This is a genomic window from Streptococcus sp. E24BD, from assembly GCF_041807825.1.
In the GTDB taxonomy this organism is placed as follows: Bacteria; Bacillota; Bacilli; order Lactobacillales; family Streptococcaceae; genus Streptococcus; species Streptococcus entericus.
In genome coordinates, this window is sequence record NZ_JBGTZB010000027.1 from 1 (window position 1) to 20,683 (window position 20,683).

At 44.5% G+C, this 20,683-nt stretch carries 20 protein-coding genes, 1 other RNA gene and 1 pseudogene; 12 read left to right on the forward strand and 10 right to left on the reverse strand.

Translation table 11 applies throughout. The features are described from left to right. Positions 1 to 128: 128 nt before the first annotated feature. Positions 129 to 1,736, reverse strand: coding sequence for a ribonuclease Y (locus ACERC5_RS07290; protein WP_373660514.1), 1,608 nt, complete (start codon positions 1,734 to 1,736; stop codon positions 129 to 131). Between the two features lie 143 nt (positions 1,737 to 1,879). Between ACERC5_RS07290 and ACERC5_RS07295 the strand changes: the two genes are divergently transcribed. Further along, entirely contained in the window at positions 1,880 to 2,368 is a 489-nt protein-coding gene (locus ACERC5_RS07295) for an S-ribosylhomocysteine lyase (protein ID WP_373659215.1), read from the forward strand. A gap of 144 nt (positions 2,369 to 2,512) precedes the next feature. Further along, positions 2,513 to 3,104 (forward strand): annotated as a pseudogene (locus tag ACERC5_RS07300) (DNA alkylation repair protein). A 292-nt stretch (positions 3,105 to 3,396) separates the two neighbouring features. Here the strand turns inward: ACERC5_RS07300 and ACERC5_RS07305 are convergent. From ACERC5_RS07305 to ACERC5_RS07325, 5 genes are all read right to left on the reverse strand, one after another. Further along, positions 3,397 to 4,761 carry a cell division site-positioning protein MapZ family protein gene (locus ACERC5_RS07305; protein WP_373659216.1) on the reverse strand — a complete coding sequence of 455 codons (1,365 nt, stop codon included), beginning with the start codon at positions 4,759 to 4,761 and terminating at the stop codon, positions 3,397 to 3,399. Continuing rightward, positions 4,754 to 5,932, reverse strand: coding sequence for a class I SAM-dependent RNA methyltransferase (locus tag ACERC5_RS07310; protein WP_373659217.1), 1,179 nt, complete (start codon positions 5,930 to 5,932; stop codon positions 4,754 to 4,756). Before ACERC5_RS07310 ends, ACERC5_RS07305 begins: the two co-directional genes overlap by 8 nt. A 122-nt stretch (positions 5,933 to 6,054) precedes the next feature. Continuing rightward, positions 6,055 to 6,431: RNase P RNA component class B (gene rnpB, locus ACERC5_RS07315), an RNA gene on the reverse strand. Positions 6,432 to 6,445: 14 nt separating this feature from the next. Then, positions 6,446 to 6,808 carry a cell division regulator GpsB gene (gene gpsB / locus ACERC5_RS07320; protein ID WP_373659218.1) on the reverse strand — a complete coding sequence of 121 codons (363 nt, stop codon included), beginning with the start codon at positions 6,806 to 6,808 and terminating at the stop codon, positions 6,446 to 6,448. Between the two features lie 91 nt (positions 6,809 to 6,899). Further along, on the reverse strand, positions 6,900 to 7,421 hold the full coding sequence (locus ACERC5_RS07325) for an SLOG family protein (RefSeq protein WP_373659219.1): 522 nt from the start codon (positions 7,419 to 7,421) through the stop codon (positions 6,900 to 6,902). Between the two features lie 81 nt (positions 7,422 to 7,502). Between ACERC5_RS07325 and recU the strand changes: the two genes are divergently transcribed. The 9 genes from recU to ACERC5_RS07370 all read left to right on the forward strand — a co-directional run bounded on the left by recU (position 7,503) and on the right by ACERC5_RS07370 (position 16,461). After that, positions 7,503 to 8,102 carry a Holliday junction resolvase RecU gene (recU, locus tag ACERC5_RS07330; RefSeq protein ID WP_373659220.1) on the forward strand — a complete coding sequence of 200 codons (600 nt, stop codon included), beginning with the start codon at positions 7,503 to 7,505 and terminating at the stop codon, positions 8,100 to 8,102. Continuing rightward, positions 8,089 to 10,239, forward strand: a complete 2,151-nt coding sequence (pbp1a, locus tag ACERC5_RS07335) for a penicillin-binding protein PBP1A (RefSeq protein WP_373659221.1) — start codon at positions 8,089 to 8,091, stop codon at positions 10,237 to 10,239. The genes recU and pbp1a overlap by 14 nt, the downstream gene beginning before the upstream one ends. Before the next feature lie 184 nt (positions 10,240 to 10,423). Then, positions 10,424 to 11,140 carry a YebC/PmpR family DNA-binding transcriptional regulator gene (locus ACERC5_RS07340; protein ID WP_373659222.1) on the forward strand — a complete coding sequence of 239 codons (717 nt, stop codon included), beginning with the start codon at positions 10,424 to 10,426 and terminating at the stop codon, positions 11,138 to 11,140. A gap of 162 nt (positions 11,141 to 11,302) precedes the next feature. Beyond that, a complete protein-coding gene (locus tag ACERC5_RS07345; RefSeq protein ID WP_373659223.1) occupies positions 11,303 to 11,737 on the forward strand; it encodes a CopY/TcrY family copper transport repressor in 435 nt (144 codons plus the stop codon). Then, on the forward strand, positions 11,730 to 13,958 hold the full coding sequence (locus ACERC5_RS07350) for a heavy metal translocating P-type ATPase (RefSeq protein WP_373659224.1): 2,229 nt from the start codon (positions 11,730 to 11,732) through the stop codon (positions 13,956 to 13,958). Before ACERC5_RS07345 ends, ACERC5_RS07350 begins: the two co-directional genes overlap by 8 nt. 75 nt (positions 13,959 to 14,033) lie before the next feature. Continuing rightward, positions 14,034 to 14,228: a heavy-metal-associated domain-containing protein gene (locus ACERC5_RS07355; protein ID WP_373659225.1), complete on the forward strand. Its 195-nt coding sequence runs from the start codon at positions 14,034 to 14,036 to the stop codon at positions 14,226 to 14,228. 159 nt (positions 14,229 to 14,387) lie between these two features. After that, positions 14,388 to 15,041 (forward strand): trimeric intracellular cation channel family protein, encoded by a 654-nt coding sequence (locus ACERC5_RS07360; RefSeq protein WP_373659226.1) that lies wholly within the window; start codon positions 14,388 to 14,390, stop codon positions 15,039 to 15,041. Positions 15,042 to 15,052: 11 nt separating this feature from the next. Then, positions 15,053 to 15,877, forward strand: a complete 825-nt coding sequence (locus ACERC5_RS07365) for a Cof-type HAD-IIB family hydrolase (protein ID WP_373659227.1) — start codon at positions 15,053 to 15,055, stop codon at positions 15,875 to 15,877. 176 nt (positions 15,878 to 16,053) lie between these two features. Continuing rightward, positions 16,054 to 16,461: a hypothetical protein gene (locus ACERC5_RS07370; RefSeq protein WP_373659228.1), complete on the forward strand. Its 408-nt coding sequence runs from the start codon at positions 16,054 to 16,056 to the stop codon at positions 16,459 to 16,461. Positions 16,462 to 16,490: 29 nt separating this feature from the next. On the opposite strand, the gene ACERC5_RS07375 is transcribed toward ACERC5_RS07370, so the two are convergent. Beyond that, the gene (locus ACERC5_RS07375; protein ID WP_373659229.1) at positions 16,491 to 17,051 is read right to left on the reverse strand and encodes a TetR/AcrR family transcriptional regulator; all 561 of its coding nucleotides are present in this window, start codon (positions 17,049 to 17,051) and stop codon (positions 16,491 to 16,493) included. A 120-nt stretch (positions 17,052 to 17,171) separates the two neighbouring features. Here ACERC5_RS07375 and ACERC5_RS07380 point away from each other — a divergent pair, with 120 nt between their 5' ends. Further along, positions 17,172 to 18,014, forward strand: coding sequence for a DegV family protein (locus ACERC5_RS07380; protein WP_373659230.1), 843 nt, complete (start codon positions 17,172 to 17,174; stop codon positions 18,012 to 18,014). Positions 18,015 to 18,173: 159 nt separating this feature from the next. On the opposite strand, the gene ACERC5_RS07385 is transcribed toward ACERC5_RS07380, so the two are convergent. The 3 genes from ACERC5_RS07385 to ACERC5_RS07395 form a co-directional block, all read right to left on the reverse strand. Further along, positions 18,174 to 18,827, reverse strand: coding sequence for a hypothetical protein (locus tag ACERC5_RS07385; RefSeq protein WP_373659231.1), 654 nt, complete (start codon positions 18,825 to 18,827; stop codon positions 18,174 to 18,176). Between the two features lie 168 nt (positions 18,828 to 18,995). After that, the gene (locus tag ACERC5_RS07390; protein ID WP_373659232.1) at positions 18,996 to 20,300 is read right to left on the reverse strand and encodes an HD domain-containing protein; all 1,305 of its coding nucleotides are present in this window, start codon (positions 20,298 to 20,300) and stop codon (positions 18,996 to 18,998) included. Between the two features lie 102 nt (positions 20,301 to 20,402). After that, a complete protein-coding gene (locus tag ACERC5_RS07395; RefSeq protein WP_018368746.1) occupies positions 20,403 to 20,681 on the reverse strand; it encodes an HU family DNA-binding protein in 279 nt (92 codons plus the stop codon). Positions 20,682 to 20,683 lie beyond the last annotated feature (2 nt).

Here is a 20,683-nt window from a genome sequence, read left to right on the forward strand (position 1 = left end):
CAGAAACTTTGAAAAGACAAAACTCGCATTTTCATTGCCATAAACATAAAACGAGAGAAGACAAGAACTGTCCTCTCTCGGTGTTAAGTGGGTCAACCCACTACAGTTGACAAAGAGCCTTTTTTTGACTATTTAGCGTAATCAATGGCGCGCAATTCACGAATAACCGTCACTTTGATATTGCCTGGGTAATCGAGATTGTCCTCAATCTTGCGACGAACCTTGTGGGCAAGAATCGTTACCTGATCATCAGATACTTTCTTTGGCTGCACCATAATCCGAATCTCACGCCCTGCTTGAAGGGCGAAGCTTGTCTGTACCCCATCAAAGCTAGAAGCAATCTCTTCCAAGTCACGGAGGCGCTTGATGTAGTTTTCGATAGACTCATTGCGAGCACCTGGTCGGGCTGAGCTGAGGGCATCCGCTGCAGCAACAAGCACAGCAATGACACTCTCGGGTTCAACATCGCCGTGGTGACTGGCGATCGTGTTAACAACCACAGGATGCTCCTTGTATTTGCGAGCAAATTCTGTACCGATTTCCACGTGGCTACCTTCCACCTCACGGTCAATGGCTTTGCCCATATCATGCAAAAAGCCTGCACGACGTGCAAGGGCGACATTTTCACCCATTTCGCTGGCGAGAATTCCTGCTAGTTTACCAACCTCAATCGAATGACGGAGGACATTTTGCCCATAAGAGGTACGGAAATGCAAGCGTCCCATAATCTTAATCAAATCAGGGTGCAGGTTAGGGGCTCCAGTCTCATAAGCAGCTGCCTCACCATATTCGCGGATACGGTTATCGAGTTCCTGACGATTTTTTTCTACCAACTCCTCAATACGAGCTGGGTGAATGCGACCGTCCTTAATCAGCTGTTCCAGTGTAATCCGAGCAATCTCACGACGAATGGGGTCAAAACCAGAGAGGACAACGACTTCAGGAGTGTCATCGATAATGATGTCAATCCCCGTCAAGCTCTCTAACGTTCTGATGTTACGTCCCTCACGACCGATAATCCGTCCTTTCATGTTATCATCTGGCAGATGAACCGTTGTGATGGTCTGCTCCGTCACGAACTCCCCAGCCAAGCGCTGCATCGCCTGCGCTAGCAATTCTTTGGCTGTTTTGTCTGCGCGATCACGTACCTCACGCTCAGCCTCTCGAATACGAGTGGCAATGTCATGGGTCAATCCAGCTTCGGTATCCGCTAAAATGATGCTTTTTGCTTCATCCTGTGTTAAATTAGCAATTTTTTCAAGTTCTTGGGCTTTTTGCGCCTCTAATTCACCAATTTTTTGCTCACGCTCATCAATATGTCTAGAACGATCTGACAGGCTCTGCTCTTTGGCATCTAAAGCCTGTTCTTTACTGGAAAGATTCTCGTCTTTGCGGTCAAGAGTGACAGCACGATCGGTCAATCGAGCTTCCATTTGTTTCAACTCTTGGCGGTCTGATTTGAATTCTTCTACAATTTCTTCACGGTATCGTCTAGCCTCTTCTTTAGCCTCAATCAAGAGTTCCTTGGTCTTGGCCTTGCCTTCGCGCTCAGCTGTTTGTCTGATATGGTCTGCATCACGTTCTGCTTGACCACGCAAATTTACGGCTTCTTGCTCAGCATTCAAAAGAGTTAGCTCTGCCTTTTCTTTAGCCGACTTCAGTCGGGCGTTGATTAAAACATAGCCAATCACAAATCCGATGAGGGAAGCAACAATGGCAGGTATAATTGTCTCCATTATTTCACCTCAACATAAAATTAGATTTCATTACTGAAACCATTTACCAGTATAGCACAAAACTTGAAAATTCTCAATCTAAAAATGTAAACCGCTGACAAAATATGGTATCATAGAAGAACACTAAAACTAAGGAGAATACCATGACCAAAAACGTTACTGTAGAAAGCTTTGAACTTGACCACACCATCGTAAAAGCGCCTTATGTCCGCCTAATTTCGGAAGAATATGGTCCAAAAGGTGATGTCATCACCAACTTTGATATCCGCCTCATTCAACCCAACCACAATGCCATGGACACGGCAGGTTTGCATACGATTGAACACCTGCTGGCTAAACTCATCCGCCAGCGAGTTGATGGTATGATTGACTGCTCGCCTTTTGGTTGTCGAACCGGTTTCCACATGATCATGTGGGGGCAACCGACTGCTGAAGAGATTGCTCGTGTGATTACCGATAGTTTGAGAGAAATAGCAGAGCAGATAACTTGGGAAGACGTCCCAGGCACCACGATCGAGTCCTGTGGCAACTACAAAGACCATAGCCTTCATTCTGCTAAAGAATGGGCAAAATTGATTTTGGAGCAAGGCATTTCAAGCGATGCCTTTGAACGACAACCTGTCACAAACTAGAGCAGGACGATAAGCTTAAATGCTGTCATTCGTTGGACGTCACTTGGTTAGCCTGACTTTTACTGCCAAAAGGAGAATTCCTCAGTGTTCAACCAACTCTATTCTGAACTAAAACAACTTGCTGACACCAAGAAAGCTGAAAAAATGAGCGCCTATATGCGTGATCAGTTTTTGTATCTGGGAGTTCCTGCACCTGAGCGAAAAAAGATACAGCAATCCTTTTTCAAAACCGCTAAAAACCAGACTGTTGATTGGAATTTTATAAAGGCTTGCTGACAGTCTCCCTATCGTGAATTGCAATATGTCGCAATGGATTATCTGACAACGATGAAGCACCAACTCACTCCCACAGATGTCGAGAACATCAAGCATCTTGCTATCGATAAATCGTGGTGGGATACGATTGATGGCTTGGATATCATTGTAGGTGCAATTGCTTTGCGCTATCCCGAAGTCGAAAAAACATTGCTTGATTGGAGTCTTTCAGACAATATGTGGTTACGTAGGCTAGCGATTGATCATCAACTCTTGCGTAAAGAAAAAACCAATACAACATTAATTGGCAACAATTATTCAGAATAACTTAGGCAGTGAAGAATTTTTTATCAATAAAACCATTGGTTGGGCATTACGCGATTTCTCAAAACCCAATCCCGATTGGGTTAGACAGTTTATCAATGACCAGCAAGAACAATTGGCAAAACTGAGCATTAAAGAAACCAGTAAGTATCTGTAAATTATTGTCTTACTGTGTGGCGTGACGCCCAGCAGAAAAACAGCATCAACATGACTTTTTGAAAGAGAGTTTAGAAGACACATGATCTGACAACGTCCAGAACCCAAGTCTTCCATTCAGGAGTATTACTGATAAAGACTCGCTCACCGTCCATTGCTGAATAGCTAACTGCCAAAACCATCTCTAAAGCATCTAATCTTTTATGAATAAGAACATCAGCTAAATAAAATTCCCACCTGTATCTGAAAAAATTGATACAGGTGGGAGTTTTTATTTTCAAACTATTTAATCCCTAATAATCCAGAGCATCTGCATGTCCTGCACCATTTCCGACGAAGTACCCTGTCTTAGCATTGATAGAGAAGAGGTAGGTCCCGTCTGATTTGAAGAGGTTGTAGTAACCATTGCCATTGATAATATTTACAGGTTCAAGGATATAATTATCCCCTGTAAAGTAGCCACGTTCACGAGAGACGCGGAGAATCTCTTCTAGCACACCATCGTTAAATGCCCATGCAGGATTTGATGAATCAGCAATCACTGCTTGGTTGTATGGTACACGGCTGAGCTCTCGCTGAAGCGGTACAGTTGGTTCGCTCGACTTGCTTGCTTTTGCATCACTAACATCTGGAATTGCTGTGTCAGGAGTTGTTGACTTGTCTTGTTGGGCAGTGGTGCTCGGAGTTGTGCCAGAGTTCGCCAAGCCTTTTGCTTCAGTGATAACGCCTTGCAAGAGCGTATCAAGATTAGCTTTTCCTGTATTTAAAACGGATGCGGTCAAGTGGTCAAAGCTTGCTCCTTCTTTTACTTTAGCTTCAACTTTCTCACCATTCACAATAGCTGGCGTTTCAAACTGCTCGTTCACAGGGGTAATCGCTGTAATAGCTTTTTTCAAGCTGTCAACTTTTGCCTTGGCCGCCTCGTAGTCACTCGTTCCCTCCAAGGTTTTCAAGGCATCCTCTAAAGCAGTGATATTGTCAAACTCGCTGTTTTTAGGTTTTGTAAGAGCGTCATCGGCAAAAAATGTTTTGTAAAGGTCGTCAAAAGCCTTAACGTCTGCTGGCTTAGCAGAAGATGTTGCTGTAGAACTACTTTTGCTGGTTGATGTTTGGCTAGACGACATGTTTGTAGTCGCCTGCTTATTGAACTGGTTAAGCCCATAAGCCAAACCGATAATTCCCAGGAAAAGCGCAGCTAAGCTGCCGATAATCCATCCTTTACGTTTTGGTCGATGAGGCGTTGCTGTAAAATCATCTCCGTAAAAGGTTTCAATCTCAGCAACCTTACTAAGATCGTCAGTCACAGGTGCCACAGGCGCAATAATCTGATCAAAGCCTTCTGGTTGTTTTGAAGCGGCTACTTCCTCAGAGCCCACCTGTGTTTCCAGTTCCTGACGCTGTTTTTCGATAAAATTATCAAGAGACGAGGTATCCATGTCAGACAAGTTCTTCATGTTATCCTTGTTCGCAAATTTTTGCTCACCAATTTTGTCGCGATTTTTTTTGATGTACTTATCTAGGACACTGTCCTCGGCTGTCACACCAGCAGCCAAATCGGCTTCTTTTTGGACGGCTTCTTCAACAGTCATCTCTCTTGCCTGTTCAAAATCAAGATTTTGTTCATTTAGAGGTTGGTTTGGGGTATTTTCTTTAGACATCGTTTTTTGACCTCCTGATGTTATCTGCTCTTTTGACACGCTCACCATAAAACTGATAGAGATCTACTCGGAGAGTGCCGTTGTAGAGTTTACGCTTTTTGTCAGCCGTTTGGCCATAGCTCTTTTCAAAATGTTCATCACTGGTTAGGATGAATTTACTCCATGTTTTGAGTGGTGCTAGGGTTTGCCCCATTTCATTATACAAAATCTGAATGGCTTTGTCATCTAACAACCGCTCCCCATAAGGCGGGTTTGACACGATTACGCCATTGATTTTATCCGTGCGGAAGTCCTGCAACCGCATCTGCTTGAAGGTAATCACATGACCTAACCCAGCTTCTGCGGCATTTTTCTTGGCAATCTCCACCATACGCTGGTCAATATCGAAACCTGAGATATCCAGCGGCGCCTCATAGTTTGCTCTGCTATCGGCGTCAGCCCGAACCTCAGCCACTATAGTTTTATCAACCCAAGGCCAGGCTTCGAAGGCAAAATCACGGTTAAAGCCTGGGGCAATATTGCAACCAATCATTGCCGCCTCTATACAAAAGGTGCCCGATCCACAGGTGATGTCAACGAGCGGTTTGTCAGGAAACCAGTTTGTCAGCATCATGATAGCTGCTGCCATGTTTTCCTTGATTGGAGCTCCTCCTTTTTCAGTCCGATAGCCACGTTTGAAGAGGCTAGAACCTGTGGTATCAATCATCACTGTTGCGCGGTCTTTCAAGAGGGAAATTTCAATCTTGAATTCTGGACCATTCTCCATCAGCGGAACACCCTCAGGGCGATGGTAGTGTTTCTGCAGTTTTTTGACAATGGCTTTTTTAGTGATGGCCTGAACACTGGGTTCGTTATGTAGCTGGCTCTTAACGCATTTAGCCTTGCTGACAGGAAAGGCACAGCCCAGAGGCAGGTAATTTTCCCAGTCTAAGGCAAAGACGCCCTGAAAGAGCTCTTCAAAGGTTTTGGCGGGAAATTCTCCGACGATAATCTTGATGCGGTCAGCAGCTCGCAACCACAGGTTGGTTAGAGCAATGTCGCGAACGCTTCCTTGAAATTTTACCTTACCATTTTCCACTTGACAATCTAGTCCTAGAGCCCTGATTTCTTTCCCTACTACGGCCTCTAGTCCAGCAGCTGCTGTTGCCACTAAATTAAAGTTCTGTTTCATGATTTTCCTTTCTGAATGACGATTAAACAGAAAAAACTGTGAGACACTTATTTACCTGCTATTATTAGCATCATCTTTCTAAAACAAAAGCTAGCAAACGCTAGCCTACCTATTATGCAATTTTCTATAAGCCATGTTTTGTCCAAGGGAGAACTAGGTTATTCTTCCTCTGTATAATCATCTGTCTCCTGTTGCTGAGCAACAGTTGAGATGGTCCGTTCGTTTCCAGCCATCCCATGCCCCGACCAAAATTTGGGTTGCTAGCTTGAGGGGTTTACCGCGTTCCATTTTTCACGTTTCCATGAAAACTGCGTCACTGTGGCACTTTTCAGGTCTACTGAGGCATATCCTAGAGGACTTAGCCTGTTTAACCGCCGTAACGCAGCAAGCTGCGTCCCTAGACTTATTGGTTCGTCTAGCACAAACACTACTGGCATCACAGCCAGTGCTAGCATGGACTTTCCTCATAGCAATCTCTGCTACGCGATTATCCAAAAATTGCACAGCATGAGCCTATTCTTGGATTTGTTTTCCAAAAACTTCTCTTTCCAGACGGCTAATGCGTTTTAAAATATCAAAGTTGCTGGCAGAAGTTGGCGTAAATGTCTCAGGTTCACTGTACATAGGGTGGTCAGGTGTTACTAATGGTGGTGTGTAAGGCGCAGTATTAGCCTCTTGTTGATCCATTACCTCTTTTAATTTTGCCTTGAGGCGGGTATTTTCTTTCTTCAAACTGTCAATTTCAGCTAAAAATAGCTCGTAATCATTAATAACATTGTCTAAAAATTCATCAACTTCGGCCTTATCAAACCCCCGCATGGTGACTTTGAACTCTTGCTCAAAAATATCCTTAGGACTATAAATAATTCTTGCCATTTACTCTCTCCACACTATTGTTTATCGCTAAAAGCTCAGTTTATATGTTACAGGATTTACCCATAAAAAGCAAGGGAAAACACTGGATTTTTTAGGACTCCTCTTGGGCAAGTTCATTTAAGCGCTCAAAATCGAGCTGTTTGATGTCATAGCCTGCTCGTTCTTTTACTACTTTAACAAAATAGCGGAGCTTGGTCTCATGTTCTGAATCGTAAAACAGATAGACCCCTTGGCTGTTGTTAAGGAGGAAATCTTGGTGTTGACTAAGCTGGCTCGGCTGACTATAGCTAGCAAAGCTATGGTTAACATAATCTAGCTGCCGAAATTTAGCTAAAATCATCTGATTGCTCTCTGACCAAGATTGCCCGTGATCGGCAAAAGAAAAAATGCAAGCCAACTGCACATCGTACTCTTGTTTCAGCTCTAAAGCCACCTCTAAACACCAGCTTTCAAACCCTAAATTCCCTTGAAAAATCAGCCAATTCACACCATCTTCAAAGAGCTGAATCAAGTCTTTTTTTATCGCTTTTTTGATGATGTTGACCTTAGGATCCTTGTCCGAAAAAATGTTTAGGTCCATGGTTTTGTAGCCCACAACAAGAAATGCAGTCATATATTTTTCTCCTTTTTATTTTTATGGTATAATAAGAGTGCTTTATATTGTCCAAAAGCTAATTTAGGAAAGAGGAGGCTCATGGTTAATTACCCAAATAAACTCAACCGGCGCCTCATTAGTAACAAAACGGAGACCCAGGTTACTGATTTTGCCAATCGAGGCATGTCCTTTGAAACAGCAATCAACGCCACAAATGACTATTATTTGTCAAGAGGTCTTGCTGTTATTCATAAAAAACCGACGCCTGTTCAGATTGTCAAGGTTGATTACCCACGCCGTAGCCGAGCTAAGATTGTGGAGGCTTATTTTAGGCATGCATCAACAACCGACTACTCCGGTGTCTATCGAGGGTACTACATTGATTTTGAGGCCAAGGAAACAAGGCAAAAGAACAGTTTTCCTCTCAAAAACTTTCATCAACACCAGATTGACCACATGGCTCATGTTCTTGAGCAGCAGGGCATCTGCTTTGTCCTTCTTCATTTTTCAATAAGCCAGCAAACCTTCCTCTTACCTGCCAAGAGTTTGATTGCCTTTTATACAGAGGTTAAGGGACAAAAGTCAATGCCCCTTGATTATATCAAAAAACATGGCTATCCCATAGAGCAAGGTGCCTTTCCTCAAATTCCCTATTTGGACATTATAGAAAAAAATTTGTTAGGCGGTGATGACTATTAAACCGACACTTATAAAATCTTTAAAATATCTCGCGGGTATCGGTCTGATATTGACAATTCTAGGTACTATACTGGGCAGTCTAGTCTTTGCTTACTATGCCAGTACCGCACCTAAACTAGACGAGGAACACTTACAAGTTACTTCTTCCAGTCTGGTGTTTGATAACCAAGGGCAGTTGATTGCTGACTTGGGTGCTGAAAAGCGTGAAAGTGTTACTGCGGATAATATCCCCTTAAACTTGGTCAATGCGGTGACTGCCATCGAAGATCATCGTTTCTTCAAGCATCGCGGTGTCGATGTTTACCGTATTTTAGGCTCTATCTGGCATAACCTTAACAACGATAGTTTGCAAGGGGGGTCAACGCTCGATCAGCAGTTGATTAAGTTAGCTTATTTCTCAACCGAAAGCTCTGACCAGACCATAAAGCGTAAAATCCAGGAAGTCTGGCTATCTCTTCAGATGGAAAAACAGTACACCAAACAAGAGATTTTGACCTTTTATGTCAATAAGGTTTTCATGGGTAACGGTAACTATGGAATGCTGACGGCTTCCAAAGCTTATTTTGGCAAAGACTTAAAAGACTTGACCACCGCGCAGGTTGCCTTATTGGCTGGTATTCCCCAAGCACCGAGCCAATACAACCCTTATGTCAACCCTGAAGCTGCACAAGAACGTCGCAACATCGTTTTGGGACAAATGCTTCGCTACGAGCACATCACCCAGGAGGAATACGACCAAGCAGTTGCAACCCCTATAGCAGATGGGCTACTCCCCTTGTCTGATCGACCAAGCTATGCGCCATATCTCGATAACTACCTAAAGCAAGTTATTGAGGAGGTGCAAGAAAAAACTGGCAGTGATATTTTTACTTCAGGATTAAAAGTTCATACTAACGTCGATCAGGCGATTCAACAACACTTGTGGGATATCTACAATACTGACGAATACGTCTATTTCCCAGACAACGACTTCCAAGTTGCCTCAACCCTTATGGATGTTACAAATGGTAAGGTCATCGCCCAGTTAGGTAGCCGCCTCCAAGACCCGAACACATCGTTTGGTACTAACCAAGCGGTCATGACTGACCGCGACTGGGGGTCAACCATGAAACCAATTACGGACTACGCACCAGCTTTTGAGTACGATATTTACCATACAACTGCTCATCAGCTAAACGACTCTGTTTATAATTGGCCAGGTACCACAACCGAGCTCAACAACTGGGACAAATTGCACTATGGCTGGATGCCTGTTCAACGTGCTATCCAGATGTCACGAAATGTGCCTGCTGTTCGAACCTTAGAAGCTGTCGGACTTGAGCGTGCCAAAACCTTCCTCAGTCAAATCGGCATCAACTACCCTGAGCTGTATTATTCAAATGCCATTTCAAGTAATACTTCTGTCGTTGACGAGCAATACGGCGCAAGTAGTGAAAACATGGCTGCAGCTTATGCTGCCTTTGCCAACGGAGGCACCTACATCAAACCCCAGTATGTCAATAAAATCGAATTTAGTGATGGTCGCGTTATCGACTACACCCCAGAAGAAACGAGAGCAATGTCAGAAGTGACGGCTTACATGATGACAGACATGCTAAAAACAGTACTCTACACAGGCGGAACAGGGACAACGGCTTACATCCCAGGGCTCGTTCAGGCAGGTAAGTCTGGGACATCAAACTACACTGACGAAGAGTATGCGATTATTGAAGGTGAGTATGGTGTCACACCTGACAGCGTTGGCTTGATGGCTCCCGATGAGATGTTTGTCGGCTATACCCCACGTTACTCAATGGCTGTCTGGACAGGTTACAAAAACAGATTAACGCCTCTTTACGGCAATGATTTGCGAATTGCCCAACGGGTGTACCGTGCCATGATGACCTACCTAGATGATTATTCGGGAGCTGATTGGGAAATGCCTAGCGGCATCTACCGTAGCGGTGGTTTCCTCTACAAAGATGGTTACTACCCACAGCAACAATGGTTTAACTACAGCTCAAGTAGTTCCTCATCTAGTTCATCGACAGACGTCTCATCAACATCGACCCAAACGACCACCGAGACAACAACAGACACTCTTCCAACTGTGAGCCAAACACAACCAGAAGCCAGCTCCAGTGCTAGTGGTCAGTAAAATAAACACAAAAACTTACTCTGAGGGTAGGTTTTTGTATTTGCTTAGATGATCATTTTTTAGTCAAGAGTTTACAAAAGCATTTTACCAAGAGGACATTGTGTGCTATAATGGTAGAGCAATTAAAGTAGTCAGCTGATGGACAGCTCTGCTATTTTCCAAAAAAGATAAAAGGAGACTTACCATGGGACGTAAGTGGATGAACATTGTCGCTAAAAAGACAGCCAAAGACGGCGCTAACTCAAAAGTTTATGCCAAGTTTGGTGTTGAAATCTATGTTGCCGCGAAAAAGGGAGAGCCAGACCCGGAGAGTAATGCAGCGCTTCGGTTTGTGCTCGAGCGAGCTAAGCAGGCCCAAGTACCTAAACACATCATCGACCGTGCGATTGACAAGGCCAAAGGTAAGACTGATGAGACTTTCGTTGAAGGGCGTTATGAAGGCTTTGGTCCAAATGGATCAATGATTATCGTGGATACCTTGACCAGCAATGTGAATCGGACGGCTGCTAATGTCCGGACAGCCTTCGGTAAAAATGGCGGGAACATGGGAGCAGCAGGCTCTGTGTCGTTCATGTTTGATAAGAAGGGGGTCATCGTCTTTAACGGTGATGATGCAGACAGCATCTTCGAAACGCTGTTAGAGGCTGATGTGGAAGTTGATGATGTCGAAGCTGAGGATGGTATGATTACTGTCTACACTGCTCCAACTGACCTTCATAAGGGTCTGGAGGCCCTTCGTACAGCAGGTATTAGCGAATTTCAAGTGACTGAGCTTGAGATGATTCCTCAAAGCGAAGTAACTCTATCCGATGAGGATTTAGCGACTTTTGAGAAATTGATTGATGCTCTGGAAAACGATGACGATGTGCAAAAGGTTTATCACAACGTCGCAGACTTCTAATTCACTGAAAAATAAAAACAGACGATTCTGATGACCAACTCAGGGTCGTCTATTTTTATTTTTTTTACCGATAGATATATCTACATTTGTAAATTTTTATTTGACAGCGTCTTTCGCTTATGCTAAAATATATCTACAAACGTAAACAAAAAGGAGTTCCTTATGTCACTTTCAGCATCTGAATGGCAGGTCATGCGTGTGGTCTGGGCTCAGGGGGCTTTACCTAGCTCAGCCATCATCACTAGCCTGCAAGATAAATTCAACTGGTCCCCTTCAACCATCAAGACGTTATTGGGACGTTTGGTGGATAAGGGAGCTCTACAGACGGAGCGTCACGGACGCCATTATATCTATTCTCCCATTTTGGCAGAGGAGGCGAGCTATCAGGAGGAGGTGCGTCAAGCATTTGACAAAATCTGCCAACGTAAGCATTTGCCTCTGTTCCTATCGATCTTAACAGATTTGCCCATGACAGCAAGCGATATAGCAGCGGTTGAGGATCTGCTATGCTCCAAAAAAGAGCAGGTGGTTGACATCGTCCCATGTAACTGCCTGCCTAGTCAATGCACTTGCGAAAAGGAGGTACAACATGGTTAAACAAACATTTTTAATTTCTGGCATGACCTGCACATCCTGTGCTGGAACCATCGAAGAGGCGGTCTCTAAGCTAGCAGGAGTGAGTGAAGCGACGGTCAATCTAGCAACAGAAAAATTGACGGTCACGCGAGACACCAGCTTAACTGAAGAAAAGATTTTAGCGACCATTGCTGAAGCTGGCTATCAAGGGCAGGTTTACGATGACAAGCTCAGTCTTTCTCAGGATGCGCGAGAAGACCTCGAGTTAAGCGAATTAAAACAGCGTCTGTTTTGGTCTAGCCTCTTCACTCTGCCACTGTTTTATCTGACCATGGGTAGCATGATTGGTTTGCCTGTTCCAACTGCTTTAGCACCTAATCGGGCACCTCTGGCTTATCTAGCGGTCAATGTCATCCTGACCTTGCCTGTTGTCTGGGTGTCACGCTTGTTTTTTAAACGAGGATTTAGGGCATTGAGGACAGGTCATCCTAACATGGATAGCTTGGTAGCGGTGGCGACCTTATCCGCGCTCATTTACAGTTTTTACAACGCTTATCATGTCTTGCTGGGGCATGTGCACCATGTGCACCACCTCTATTTTGAGTCAGTTGCGGTTATTTTGACACTGATGACCTTTGGCAAATACCTTGAAACCTTGTCCAAAGGACGAACCTCCCAAGCCTTGAAAAAGCTTCTTCGGTTATCTGCTAAGGAAGCAACAGTCACTCGCAACGGTAAGGCTTATCGGCTTCCTATTGAAGAGATTGTTATCGGGGACGAGCTTGAATTAACCGCTGGGGAAAAAGTAGCCGTCGACGGTCAAGTCATCTGGGGACAATCAAGTATTGATGAAAGCCTGCTGACCGGCGAATCCTTGCCTGTTGAAAAGATAATCGGTTCTCCTGTTTATGCAGGTAGTGTCAATGGACAAGGCAGTCTACGCTACCGAGCAGAAAAAATCGGTTCTGGGACCCTCCTCTCACAGATTATTACCTTAGTGGAGGAAGCGCAAAGCAGCAAGCCTCCCATTGCTAAACTGGCTGACCAAGTGTCACGTCTCTTTGTTCCAGTGGTGATGCTCCTTGCCGTGCTGACTGGTTTCTTTTGGTGGGTTGTGATGGGGCAATCTTTTGCTTTTGCCCTAACAACCGCCCTTGCGGTTCTGGTCATCGCCTGTCCTTGTGCTCTGGGATTGGCCACCCCGACCGCTATCATGGTAGGCACAGGACTGGCAGCAGAGCAGGGCGTCCTCTACAAACGAGGGGACATGCTGGAACTAGCTCATCAGGTCGACACGATTGTGTTCGACAAGACAGGAACTCTGACCCTCGGCAGCCCTCACCTCATGGCGACTAGGACCTATCATAACACTCAGGAAGAAATCTTACAACTGGCTGCATCTTTAGAGAGACTCTCCCAGCACCCCTTGAGCCAGGCAGTACTTGCTGAAGCAGAGACTCAGGGGCTTGACCTATTACCAGTAGATGAGTTAGAGACCCTATCAGGCTATGGGTTATCTGGTAAAATCGCAGAGCAGGAGATATTGTTGGGAAATGAGCGATTGATGACGGAAAGAGGGGTCGCGATAACAGCAGCCTTAAATGACCTATCGCAGGCAACTGAAGCAGGGCAAACACCGATTTTTCTAGCAGTTGACGGAATCTTGTGGGGATTACTAACAGTCGCAGATCCCATCCGTCCAGAAGCCTTATCCACCGTCAAGCAACTCCAATCCGCAGGCTACGCTGTTGTCATGCTGACCGGTGACCACGAGAAAACAGCGTCAGCTATTGCCAAAAAACTGGGCATAACGGATGTCATTAGTCAGGTGCTACCTCAGGATAAAGCCAGTGTTGTGGCCAGTTTACAAGCAAAAGGGCGACGGGTTGCTATGGTGGGCGATGGAATCAATGATGCCCCTGCTTTAACCCTAGCCGATGTCGGTATCGCCATCGGAGCTGGGGCAGATATTGCCATTGAAGCAGCAGATATCGTCTTGATGACCGCTGATTTAGCGGGCTTGCTCAAAGTCTTTGCCATCAGTCGTTTGACCCTGCGAGCCATCAAACAAAATCTCTTTCTAGCCTTTATTTATAATATCTTAGCCATTCCAGTAGCGATGGGCGTGCTCCACTTCTTTGGTGGACCGCTTCTTAATCCAATGCTGGCAGGTCTTGCCATGAGCTTGAGCTCGGTATCTGTTCTGACAAATACACTACGGCTCAGGCGACAAGCTAGTTAAGACACAACCTTACCTAAACTGTTAATACTGATCATTCAAAAGATAGTCTGCTAATACAGACACAAGGAGGAAATTATGGAAAAAACATATCCCATCTCAGGTCTCAAATGCCAAGGCTGTGTCAATACCGTCACCGAAAAACTGCTGGCGTTGAAAACTGTCGATGCTGTTCAGGTTAATTTGGAGGATAAGCAAATTACCGTTACAGGAACAGCCTGGAAAATGACCCTCAACCGCACCTTAAAAGGCACTAAGTTCAGGATTGACTAGGTCGTTTTGTTCATCTTAAAAGCCGTCTCTCTGTTAACTTGTCTGAAATGCAGGGACGGCTTTTTAACTATTTGGCGATAGTTTCGAAAAAACTGATTTCAATGTAGCGTTTTCAGTAGTTTCATGGTAAACTAGAGAAAACGAAGACAAGGAGAGTCTATGGACGTTTGGGGCATCTTAAACATTATCGGGACGGTAGCTTTTGCCATCTCAGGGGCTATCGTGGCTATGGAAGAAGAATTTGATATTCTTGGCGTGTTTATTCTCGGATTTGTTACAGCTTTTGGGGGAGGTGCTGTCAGAAACTTGCTCATCGGTTTGCCAATGTCTACGCTCTGGGGGCAGGATGTCGAATTTCACATTGCCATGATCGTGATCCTGCTTCTTTTTTTCCTGCCTCATCTGGTCGACAAGCATTGGAAGCGGGCAGATGTAGTTGCAGATGCGATTGGTCTAGCAGCGTTTTCGATAAAAGGCGCCTTGCATGCCCAAAATCAAGGGTGGTCATTGAGTGCGGTTATCGTGGCGGCTGTTTTAACAGGAGCAGGAGGCGGTATTATCCGCGATATGTTAGCTGGACGTAAACCAGCCGTATTGCAAGCTGAGGTCTATGCTGGCTGGTCAATTTTAGCTGCTATCTTGATTCATTTCAGAGTTGTTAACAACGACTTCGGTTACTACCTTTTAGCGGTATTAATTGTGACCTTACGGATGCTTGGTTATAAACGAGGTTGGCATCTGCCAAAATCCAAATGGCAAGCCGACAGCTCGTCTTACTACGTTGACACCCCCTCAACTGATGACATAGTATAAAGGAGATTGATATGACTGTTAAACTGATTGCTATTGACATGGATGGCACCTTGCTCGATAGCCAAAAGCAACTGCCACAAGAAAACATCCGAGCACTAAAAGAGGCAACCGAAGCTGGCATCAAGGTCGTTATCTGTACAGGACGCCCTTTGGTTGGGGTTAAGCCTTTCTTTGAACAGCTTGACGTTTCTCCAGACGACTATGTCATTGTCAACAACGGCTGTTCCACCCATAAACGACAAGACTGGGAACTGGTTGATGACTTTCATTTAACTCCTGAGGAGCTAACCTACCTCTATCGTCTTCAGCAGGACGTTCCAGGAGTTCAATTGACTGCCTTTGATACGGATAACTATTACGTCGTAGCAGACGAGCCCTTACCGATTATCACTTGGGATGCTGGCTTGGTGTTTACAGAGCCAGTTTGTGTTAGTTTGGAGGAATTGCTGAGCAAGGATGTGACCTACTTTGAAGCTATGATTGTTGGTGAGGCAGCTGATTTAGATCCTTTCCAAGAAACTTACGAAGCTGTCTTGTCAGAACGATTTAGCACCGTTCGTAGTCAACACTATATCTTTGAAACCATGCCTAAAGGAGCAACCAAGGCAACTGCCCTAGCCAAACTAGCTGACAAGCTCGGCTATGCTCCCGAAGAAGTTATGGCCTTAGGCGATGCCAACAACGACCTCGAAATGCTTAGTTATGCCGGCTACAGTGTCGCCATGGGCAATAGCCCAGACCATGTTAAGGCGCTGGCAAAATATGTGACTGGAACAAACGATGAGGCTGGTGTGGCCCAAGCCATTGACCGCTGGGCACTAAAAAAAGGTTATTAAATCACTGATTGGAGATGGCGATAAACCTGATAAACGTTTATCGCTTTTGCTTTACAAAAAAAGAAAATTCGATAAAGCGAAAGCGAATACAACGAGTCGTAGGAGGTGGTTCCGATGGACAACTTTATCCTGTGGTTAGAGTCATTTTTTGCCGTTTATTAAGAAAGGAAAATATGATGACAAAGGCTCATTTCCCTCTCCTCTGTTACCTACTGAGCTTCCTTCTCCCTTGGTTGCAGGTTTATGACTTTCTAACCTTAGGTGGTCCTTTCGGCGAGGAAGAACGCGACAGAGTTTTTGCTGGCTGGGAGCTAGCCCTGCGCTATTGGTATGTCTTTGTGGCTTTCCTCGTACTTTTGGCCTTAGCTGACTACCTGAAACGGCGCTTTCTGCTTCTAGTCGCCTCGATTGTCTTTGTTATTCTCTTGCTTTGGGTCGTTACATTTGGTGACTTGCTTAATGTCACGCCATTAGACTACTTGGCACTCTTTCGCTATTACAGTTTCAGTTCTATTAGGGTGGGATATTTTATTCATGCTTTGGCAGGAGGTTTCCTACTTCGTCGACTTTATCAATCAATATAAGAAAAAATCAGCCAAAGAGCTGATTTTTCTTATTGTGGCAAAAGAGGTAGTCCCATATTAGCCATTTCTTCAACTGAAACAACCATGCCATCAGCAATCCATTTACCCAGCATCGCGATAATGGCATTGCTGAAAAATGATGTGGTGTAACTGGAACACTTTTTCCGACACAGGCGTTGGTAGGCTCTGAAGCGTTTGGCAACTGCACTAGTCAGCAACTGTTGAAACTGCTGCTGGAAGGCTAAGTGAAAAATCTGGACATGGCTCTTGGCTTCATTGAGTAGATAAGACCAGGCTTGAACAACCTGTGTTTTAAGATCAAACTGACTCAGCCCCCGAAAAATCCCATGCAGGGTTCTGGAAAGCAGCTTTGAAAAAATCTCCTCTTTATTCTTGTAATGGCGGTAGAAGGCATTGCGCGACACACCCGCCCTAACAACGAGCTCTGAGACGGTGATTTGTGCAATCGGTTTTTTCTCCAATAAGCACAATAAAGCCGTCTCCAGTGCTTCTCTGGTGACTTGCTTGGCCTCTAAATTTGCTTGCTTGAGATTATTCAAGGAATTTTGGGACAGAATTTTTTCAGGCATGACAGTTTCTTTCTTTGTGTGACAGCCGATTTTCTAAGCCTGAAAACCGCTCTCTCTTATGGTATAATTGTAGTAAAGACGACAACATTTGTCAAGTTATGAACAGTTGGAGGAAAAGTGATGACATGGAAAATCATTGTTGATTCAGGATGTAACTTTAGAGAATTGCCAAATTTAGCGACAGGAGTCCAATTTGTCAATGTTCCGCTGACCATCCAGGTTGGTGAGCAAATTTTTGTGGATGATGCTGGGCTTGATACTGATCAGATGATGGCATTGATGTATGCCACACCAACAGCTTCAAAATCAGCCTGCCCTAGCCCTGAGGCTTACCGTCAAGCGCTTGAGGGGGCCAGCAAAGCCATCATTATTACTATCACAGGAACCTTGTCTGGAAGCAATAACAGTGCTCGCCTAGGTTCGGAGATGTACCTTGAAGAGCACCCAGAGGCACAGGTTCACATTTTTGATTCCTTATCGGCTGGTGGTGAGCAAGATCTGCTAGCCCTAAAGCTAAACGACTTGATTGCAAGCGGTCTTGGTTTTGAAGACGTTGTAGCTGAACTAAAAACCTATCACCGTAGCACCAAACTGGCTTTTGCTCTTGCTAAAGTTGATAATCTCGTTAAAAACGGGCGCTTGAGCAAACTCGTTGGAACAGTCGTGGGTTTGCTCAATATCCGCATGGTCGGTCAAGCCAGCGACGAAGGGACCTTGGAATTGCTCCAAAAAGCTCGCGGGCAAAAGAAAGCTGTTACAGCAGTTATTGAGGAAATGGTTAAAGCTGGCTACAAAGGTGGCAGAGTTATGATTTCCCACCGTAATAACGACAAAATTTGTGAACAAATCACAGAAGGACTGACAGCAAAGTTCCCTAACGCAACCATCCAGTCTATTCCAACCAGCGGTCTCTGCAGTTTTTATGCAGAAGAAGGCGGCATTTTGTTGGGATACGAGATTTAGTTTATCTGACAATAAAAAACTTAACAGTTACCCCTTAAAACAAAGCTCAAAAAACACTCCTGTTGCATCTAGTAAACTAGCAACATGGAGTGTTTTTTACTGTGGTGAGAAAGCCCTAACCTCACCCAGCAATCACTTGTTGGGCAAAAGTTTTATCTCTTATTCTGAAGTCGCCGTTTCATTGCTTTGAGCCCCAGTGGATTGAACTGAACTGGTTGGTGATTCAACCGCCGGTGCCACTGGCTGAGTGGGAACAATGACCGCCTCAGTTCTTGGTTCTGGCTGAATTGGGACGGTAGCCGTTTCAGCTATCGTCTCCGACTGAACCGGAGGAACATACAAAACATTCAGTCTTGCTTGTAATTCTTCCTTCTTGCTTACTGTTTTTATCGTACCAACCAGAGCACGAGCTTCCGCAATGTAAGACTGATAACCGTAAGTTTCAGCTAAAACAACTGCTTCCTCAGCCTCAGAAATACGAGTAATCTCAGCTTCTAGCTCTGTTAACCGTTGAGCCAGGACGGTCTTCTTCTCACTATCTTCCAGAGTTTGATAATCTTCCTTCAACTTCTCAAACAGATCAGCCTTAGGCGTTTTTTCAAGTGCTTCGAGGCGCTTTACCCAATCGTCCAAGGCTGCATCTGTTTTAGGAATTTTTTTAGATGCTGCTTTGGAAGTTTGAACCGTTTTGGGACGACTGGATTCTGCCTGGGCTTGCTTTTGATGATGGAAAAGATAAATCAAGACAAATAGACCGATGAGGACGATACTTAAAATGAAATAAAAAATTTCAGACAAGGACGTTTTTTTCATGAGATGACTTTTGGCTCTTTCTAGGATTTTGTAGTAATAAGGAAAATGTTCAGTTAACGGTTGGGTTGCACTAAAGCCTCAGCACCAAAAAAGTGATTAGAGTAAGGCGTTTACCGCGAACATTAAAATATAACCATCTTTTCTATTATACCACAAAAGTCTCAGTGGTCAACGGTCTTTGGGATTGAAATGACCGTTTTTTATTTGCTGTTGAAAGGCTTGTTTATCAAGGTTAAATAAATCACCTGTGTTGAGCATCTCTTTTGGAAAATAGAATCGGCGATCGCCGTGTGTTGAGCCCGTTAAGCTAGACACCAAGGGTGACAAGGTCGACAGCTCTGCTATTGCCCCATTTTTCTCAATAATACTAATCGCCGTTCGAGGTTTTTTCGCGGTCGGACGGTAGATGTCGTAAGGCAAATCAAAGTTGTAGTGCACAGCACTGTAATAGTCAGCATCAAAGCCAACAGCAGTAAGGCATTCTCGTAAGTCATCTAGACGATCTTTGTGTTCTTCATCAAAAGTAACGGACTTAAAGACCTTGCGATTGATGAATCGGCTGGCCAAATCGGCTAATATCTTATCAGAGCTCGTCATCCACAGTTGAAAATAAGCATTCATCACCCCATCATCCAAGCGGAGGTAATCGTTAAGGTCGTACCGTCTCTCAAAGAATGGAATGAGATTGGGTGAGGTCATCCGAAAATAGTCTTTATGTTCAGGGTAGAGCACCTTGGCTCGCTTGAATAAATTTTGAAGGAGAACTTCCATCGCACGGCTGGCAGGGTGAAAATAGACCTGCATGTACATCTGATAGCGCCTAATCAGGTAATCTTCCACCGCATGAAGACCACTATGAGCAAAGGCGATGCCGTTTTCCAAGGGCTGAATAATACTAAGGATGCGAGTCAGATCAAACTGCCCATAGCTAACACCTGTAAAGTAGGAATCTCTCAGTAAATAATCCATGCGATCAGCATCAATCTGGCTCGAAATCAATTCCTCAACCTGTTTATTAGGGTAGGTATGACCGATAACCGAAGCGACTTTTTCTGGAAAATCAAGAGACACTTTACAAAGCACCTGGTGAATGTCTGTTTCAGGACTGGTAATGATTTGCCGAGTAACCTGCTCATGGTCCGTATCAAACAAGCGCTCAAAAGTATGGGAATAAGCCCCGTGCCCAATATCGTGGAGCAGGGCTGCGGTCATGGCAAGGAGGCTGTCCTCACTCTTCCAGATATGAGGGTACGTCGTGTTAAATCGTTGTACTATACGACGTGTAATGTCATAGACCCCTAAACAATGGGAAAAACGGCTATGTTCACCTCCGTGAAAGGTATAGCCTGTTGTCCCCAACTGTTTGATGCGACGTAAACGTTGAAATTCCTTTGTATTGATCAACTCATAGATGACCCGCTCAGTGATAACGATATCATTATGAACAGGGTCACGAAAAATCTTTTCTCTCATAGAGCTATTATATCAAAAAATGTGATAAATCAACTAAAAATGCTGGTTAACAGCAAAAAAACAGCCTTATCCTTAGTGGATAAGGGCTGTTTGAGATACTGCTTATTTGTTAACAGCGTCTTTAAGAGCTTTACCAGCTTTGAAAGCAGGTACTTTAGAAGCTGCGATAGTAATTTCTTTACCAGTTTGAGGGTTGCGACCTGTACGGGCAGCACGCTCACGAACTTCAAAGTTACCAAAACCGATCAATTGCAATTTTTCACCAGCGGCGAGGTAATCAGTTACTGCTGCAAATACTGCATCAACTGCTGCTGCTGAGTCTTTCTTTGTCAATGAAGTTGCTTCTGCAACTTTTGCGATCAAATCTTGTTTATTAGCCATTG

What these genes read in the sequence shown, in the direction of transcription:
- ACERC5_RS07305 (WP_373659216.1), bottom strand. Translation starts at nt 4,761, where the DNA reads ATGTCTAAAGAAAATACCCCAAACCAACCTCTAAATGAACAAAATCTT.
- ACERC5_RS07360 (WP_373659226.1), top strand. Translation starts at nt 14,388, where the DNA reads ATGGACGTTTGGGGCATCTTAAACATTATCGGGACGGTAGCTTTTGCC.
- ACERC5_RS07295 (WP_373659215.1), top strand. Translation starts at nt 1,880, where the DNA reads ATGACCAAAAACGTTACTGTAGAAAGCTTTGAACTTGACCACACCATC.
- ACERC5_RS07390 (WP_373659232.1), bottom strand. Translation starts at nt 20,300, where the DNA reads ATGAGAGAAAAGATTTTTCGTGACCCTGTTCATAATGATATCGTTATC.
- recU (WP_373659220.1), top strand. Translation starts at nt 7,503, where the DNA reads ATGGTTAATTACCCAAATAAACTCAACCGGCGCCTCATTAGTAACAAA.
- ACERC5_RS07325 (WP_373659219.1), bottom strand. Translation starts at nt 7,421, where the DNA reads ATGACTGCATTTCTTGTTGTGGGCTACAAAACCATGGACCTAAACATT.
- ACERC5_RS07355 (WP_373659225.1), top strand. Translation starts at nt 14,034, where the DNA reads ATGGAAAAAACATATCCCATCTCAGGTCTCAAATGCCAAGGCTGTGTC.
- ACERC5_RS07395 (WP_018368746.1), bottom strand. Translation starts at nt 20,681, where the DNA reads ATGGCTAATAAACAAGATTTGATCGCAAAAGTTGCAGAAGCAACTTCA.
- ACERC5_RS07350 (WP_373659224.1), top strand. Translation starts at nt 11,730, where the DNA reads ATGGTTAAACAAACATTTTTAATTTCTGGCATGACCTGCACATCCTGT.
- ACERC5_RS07310 (WP_373659217.1), bottom strand. Translation starts at nt 5,932, where the DNA reads ATGAAACAGAACTTTAATTTAGTGGCAACAGCAGCTGCTGGACTAGAG.
- gpsB (WP_373659218.1), bottom strand. Translation starts at nt 6,808, where the DNA reads ATGGCAAGAATTATTTATAGTCCTAAGGATATTTTTGAGCAAGAGTTC.
- ACERC5_RS07385 (WP_373659231.1), bottom strand. Translation starts at nt 18,827, where the DNA reads ATGAAAAAAACGTCCTTGTCTGAAATTTTTTATTTCATTTTAAGTATC.
- ACERC5_RS07365 (WP_373659227.1), top strand. Translation starts at nt 15,053, where the DNA reads ATGACTGTTAAACTGATTGCTATTGACATGGATGGCACCTTGCTCGAT.
- ACERC5_RS07380 (WP_373659230.1), top strand. Translation starts at nt 17,172, where the DNA reads ATGACATGGAAAATCATTGTTGATTCAGGATGTAACTTTAGAGAATTG.
- ACERC5_RS07345 (WP_373659223.1), top strand. Translation starts at nt 11,303, where the DNA reads ATGTCACTTTCAGCATCTGAATGGCAGGTCATGCGTGTGGTCTGGGCT.
- ACERC5_RS07370 (WP_373659228.1), top strand. Translation starts at nt 16,054, where the DNA reads ATGACAAAGGCTCATTTCCCTCTCCTCTGTTACCTACTGAGCTTCCTT.
- ACERC5_RS07290 (WP_373660514.1), bottom strand. Translation starts at nt 1,736, where the DNA reads ATGGAGACAATTATACCTGCCATTGTTGCTTCCCTCATCGGATTTGTG.
- ACERC5_RS07340 (WP_373659222.1), top strand. Translation starts at nt 10,424, where the DNA reads ATGGGACGTAAGTGGATGAACATTGTCGCTAAAAAGACAGCCAAAGAC.
- ACERC5_RS07375 (WP_373659229.1), bottom strand. Translation starts at nt 17,051, where the DNA reads ATGCCTGAAAAAATTCTGTCCCAAAATTCCTTGAATAATCTCAAGCAA.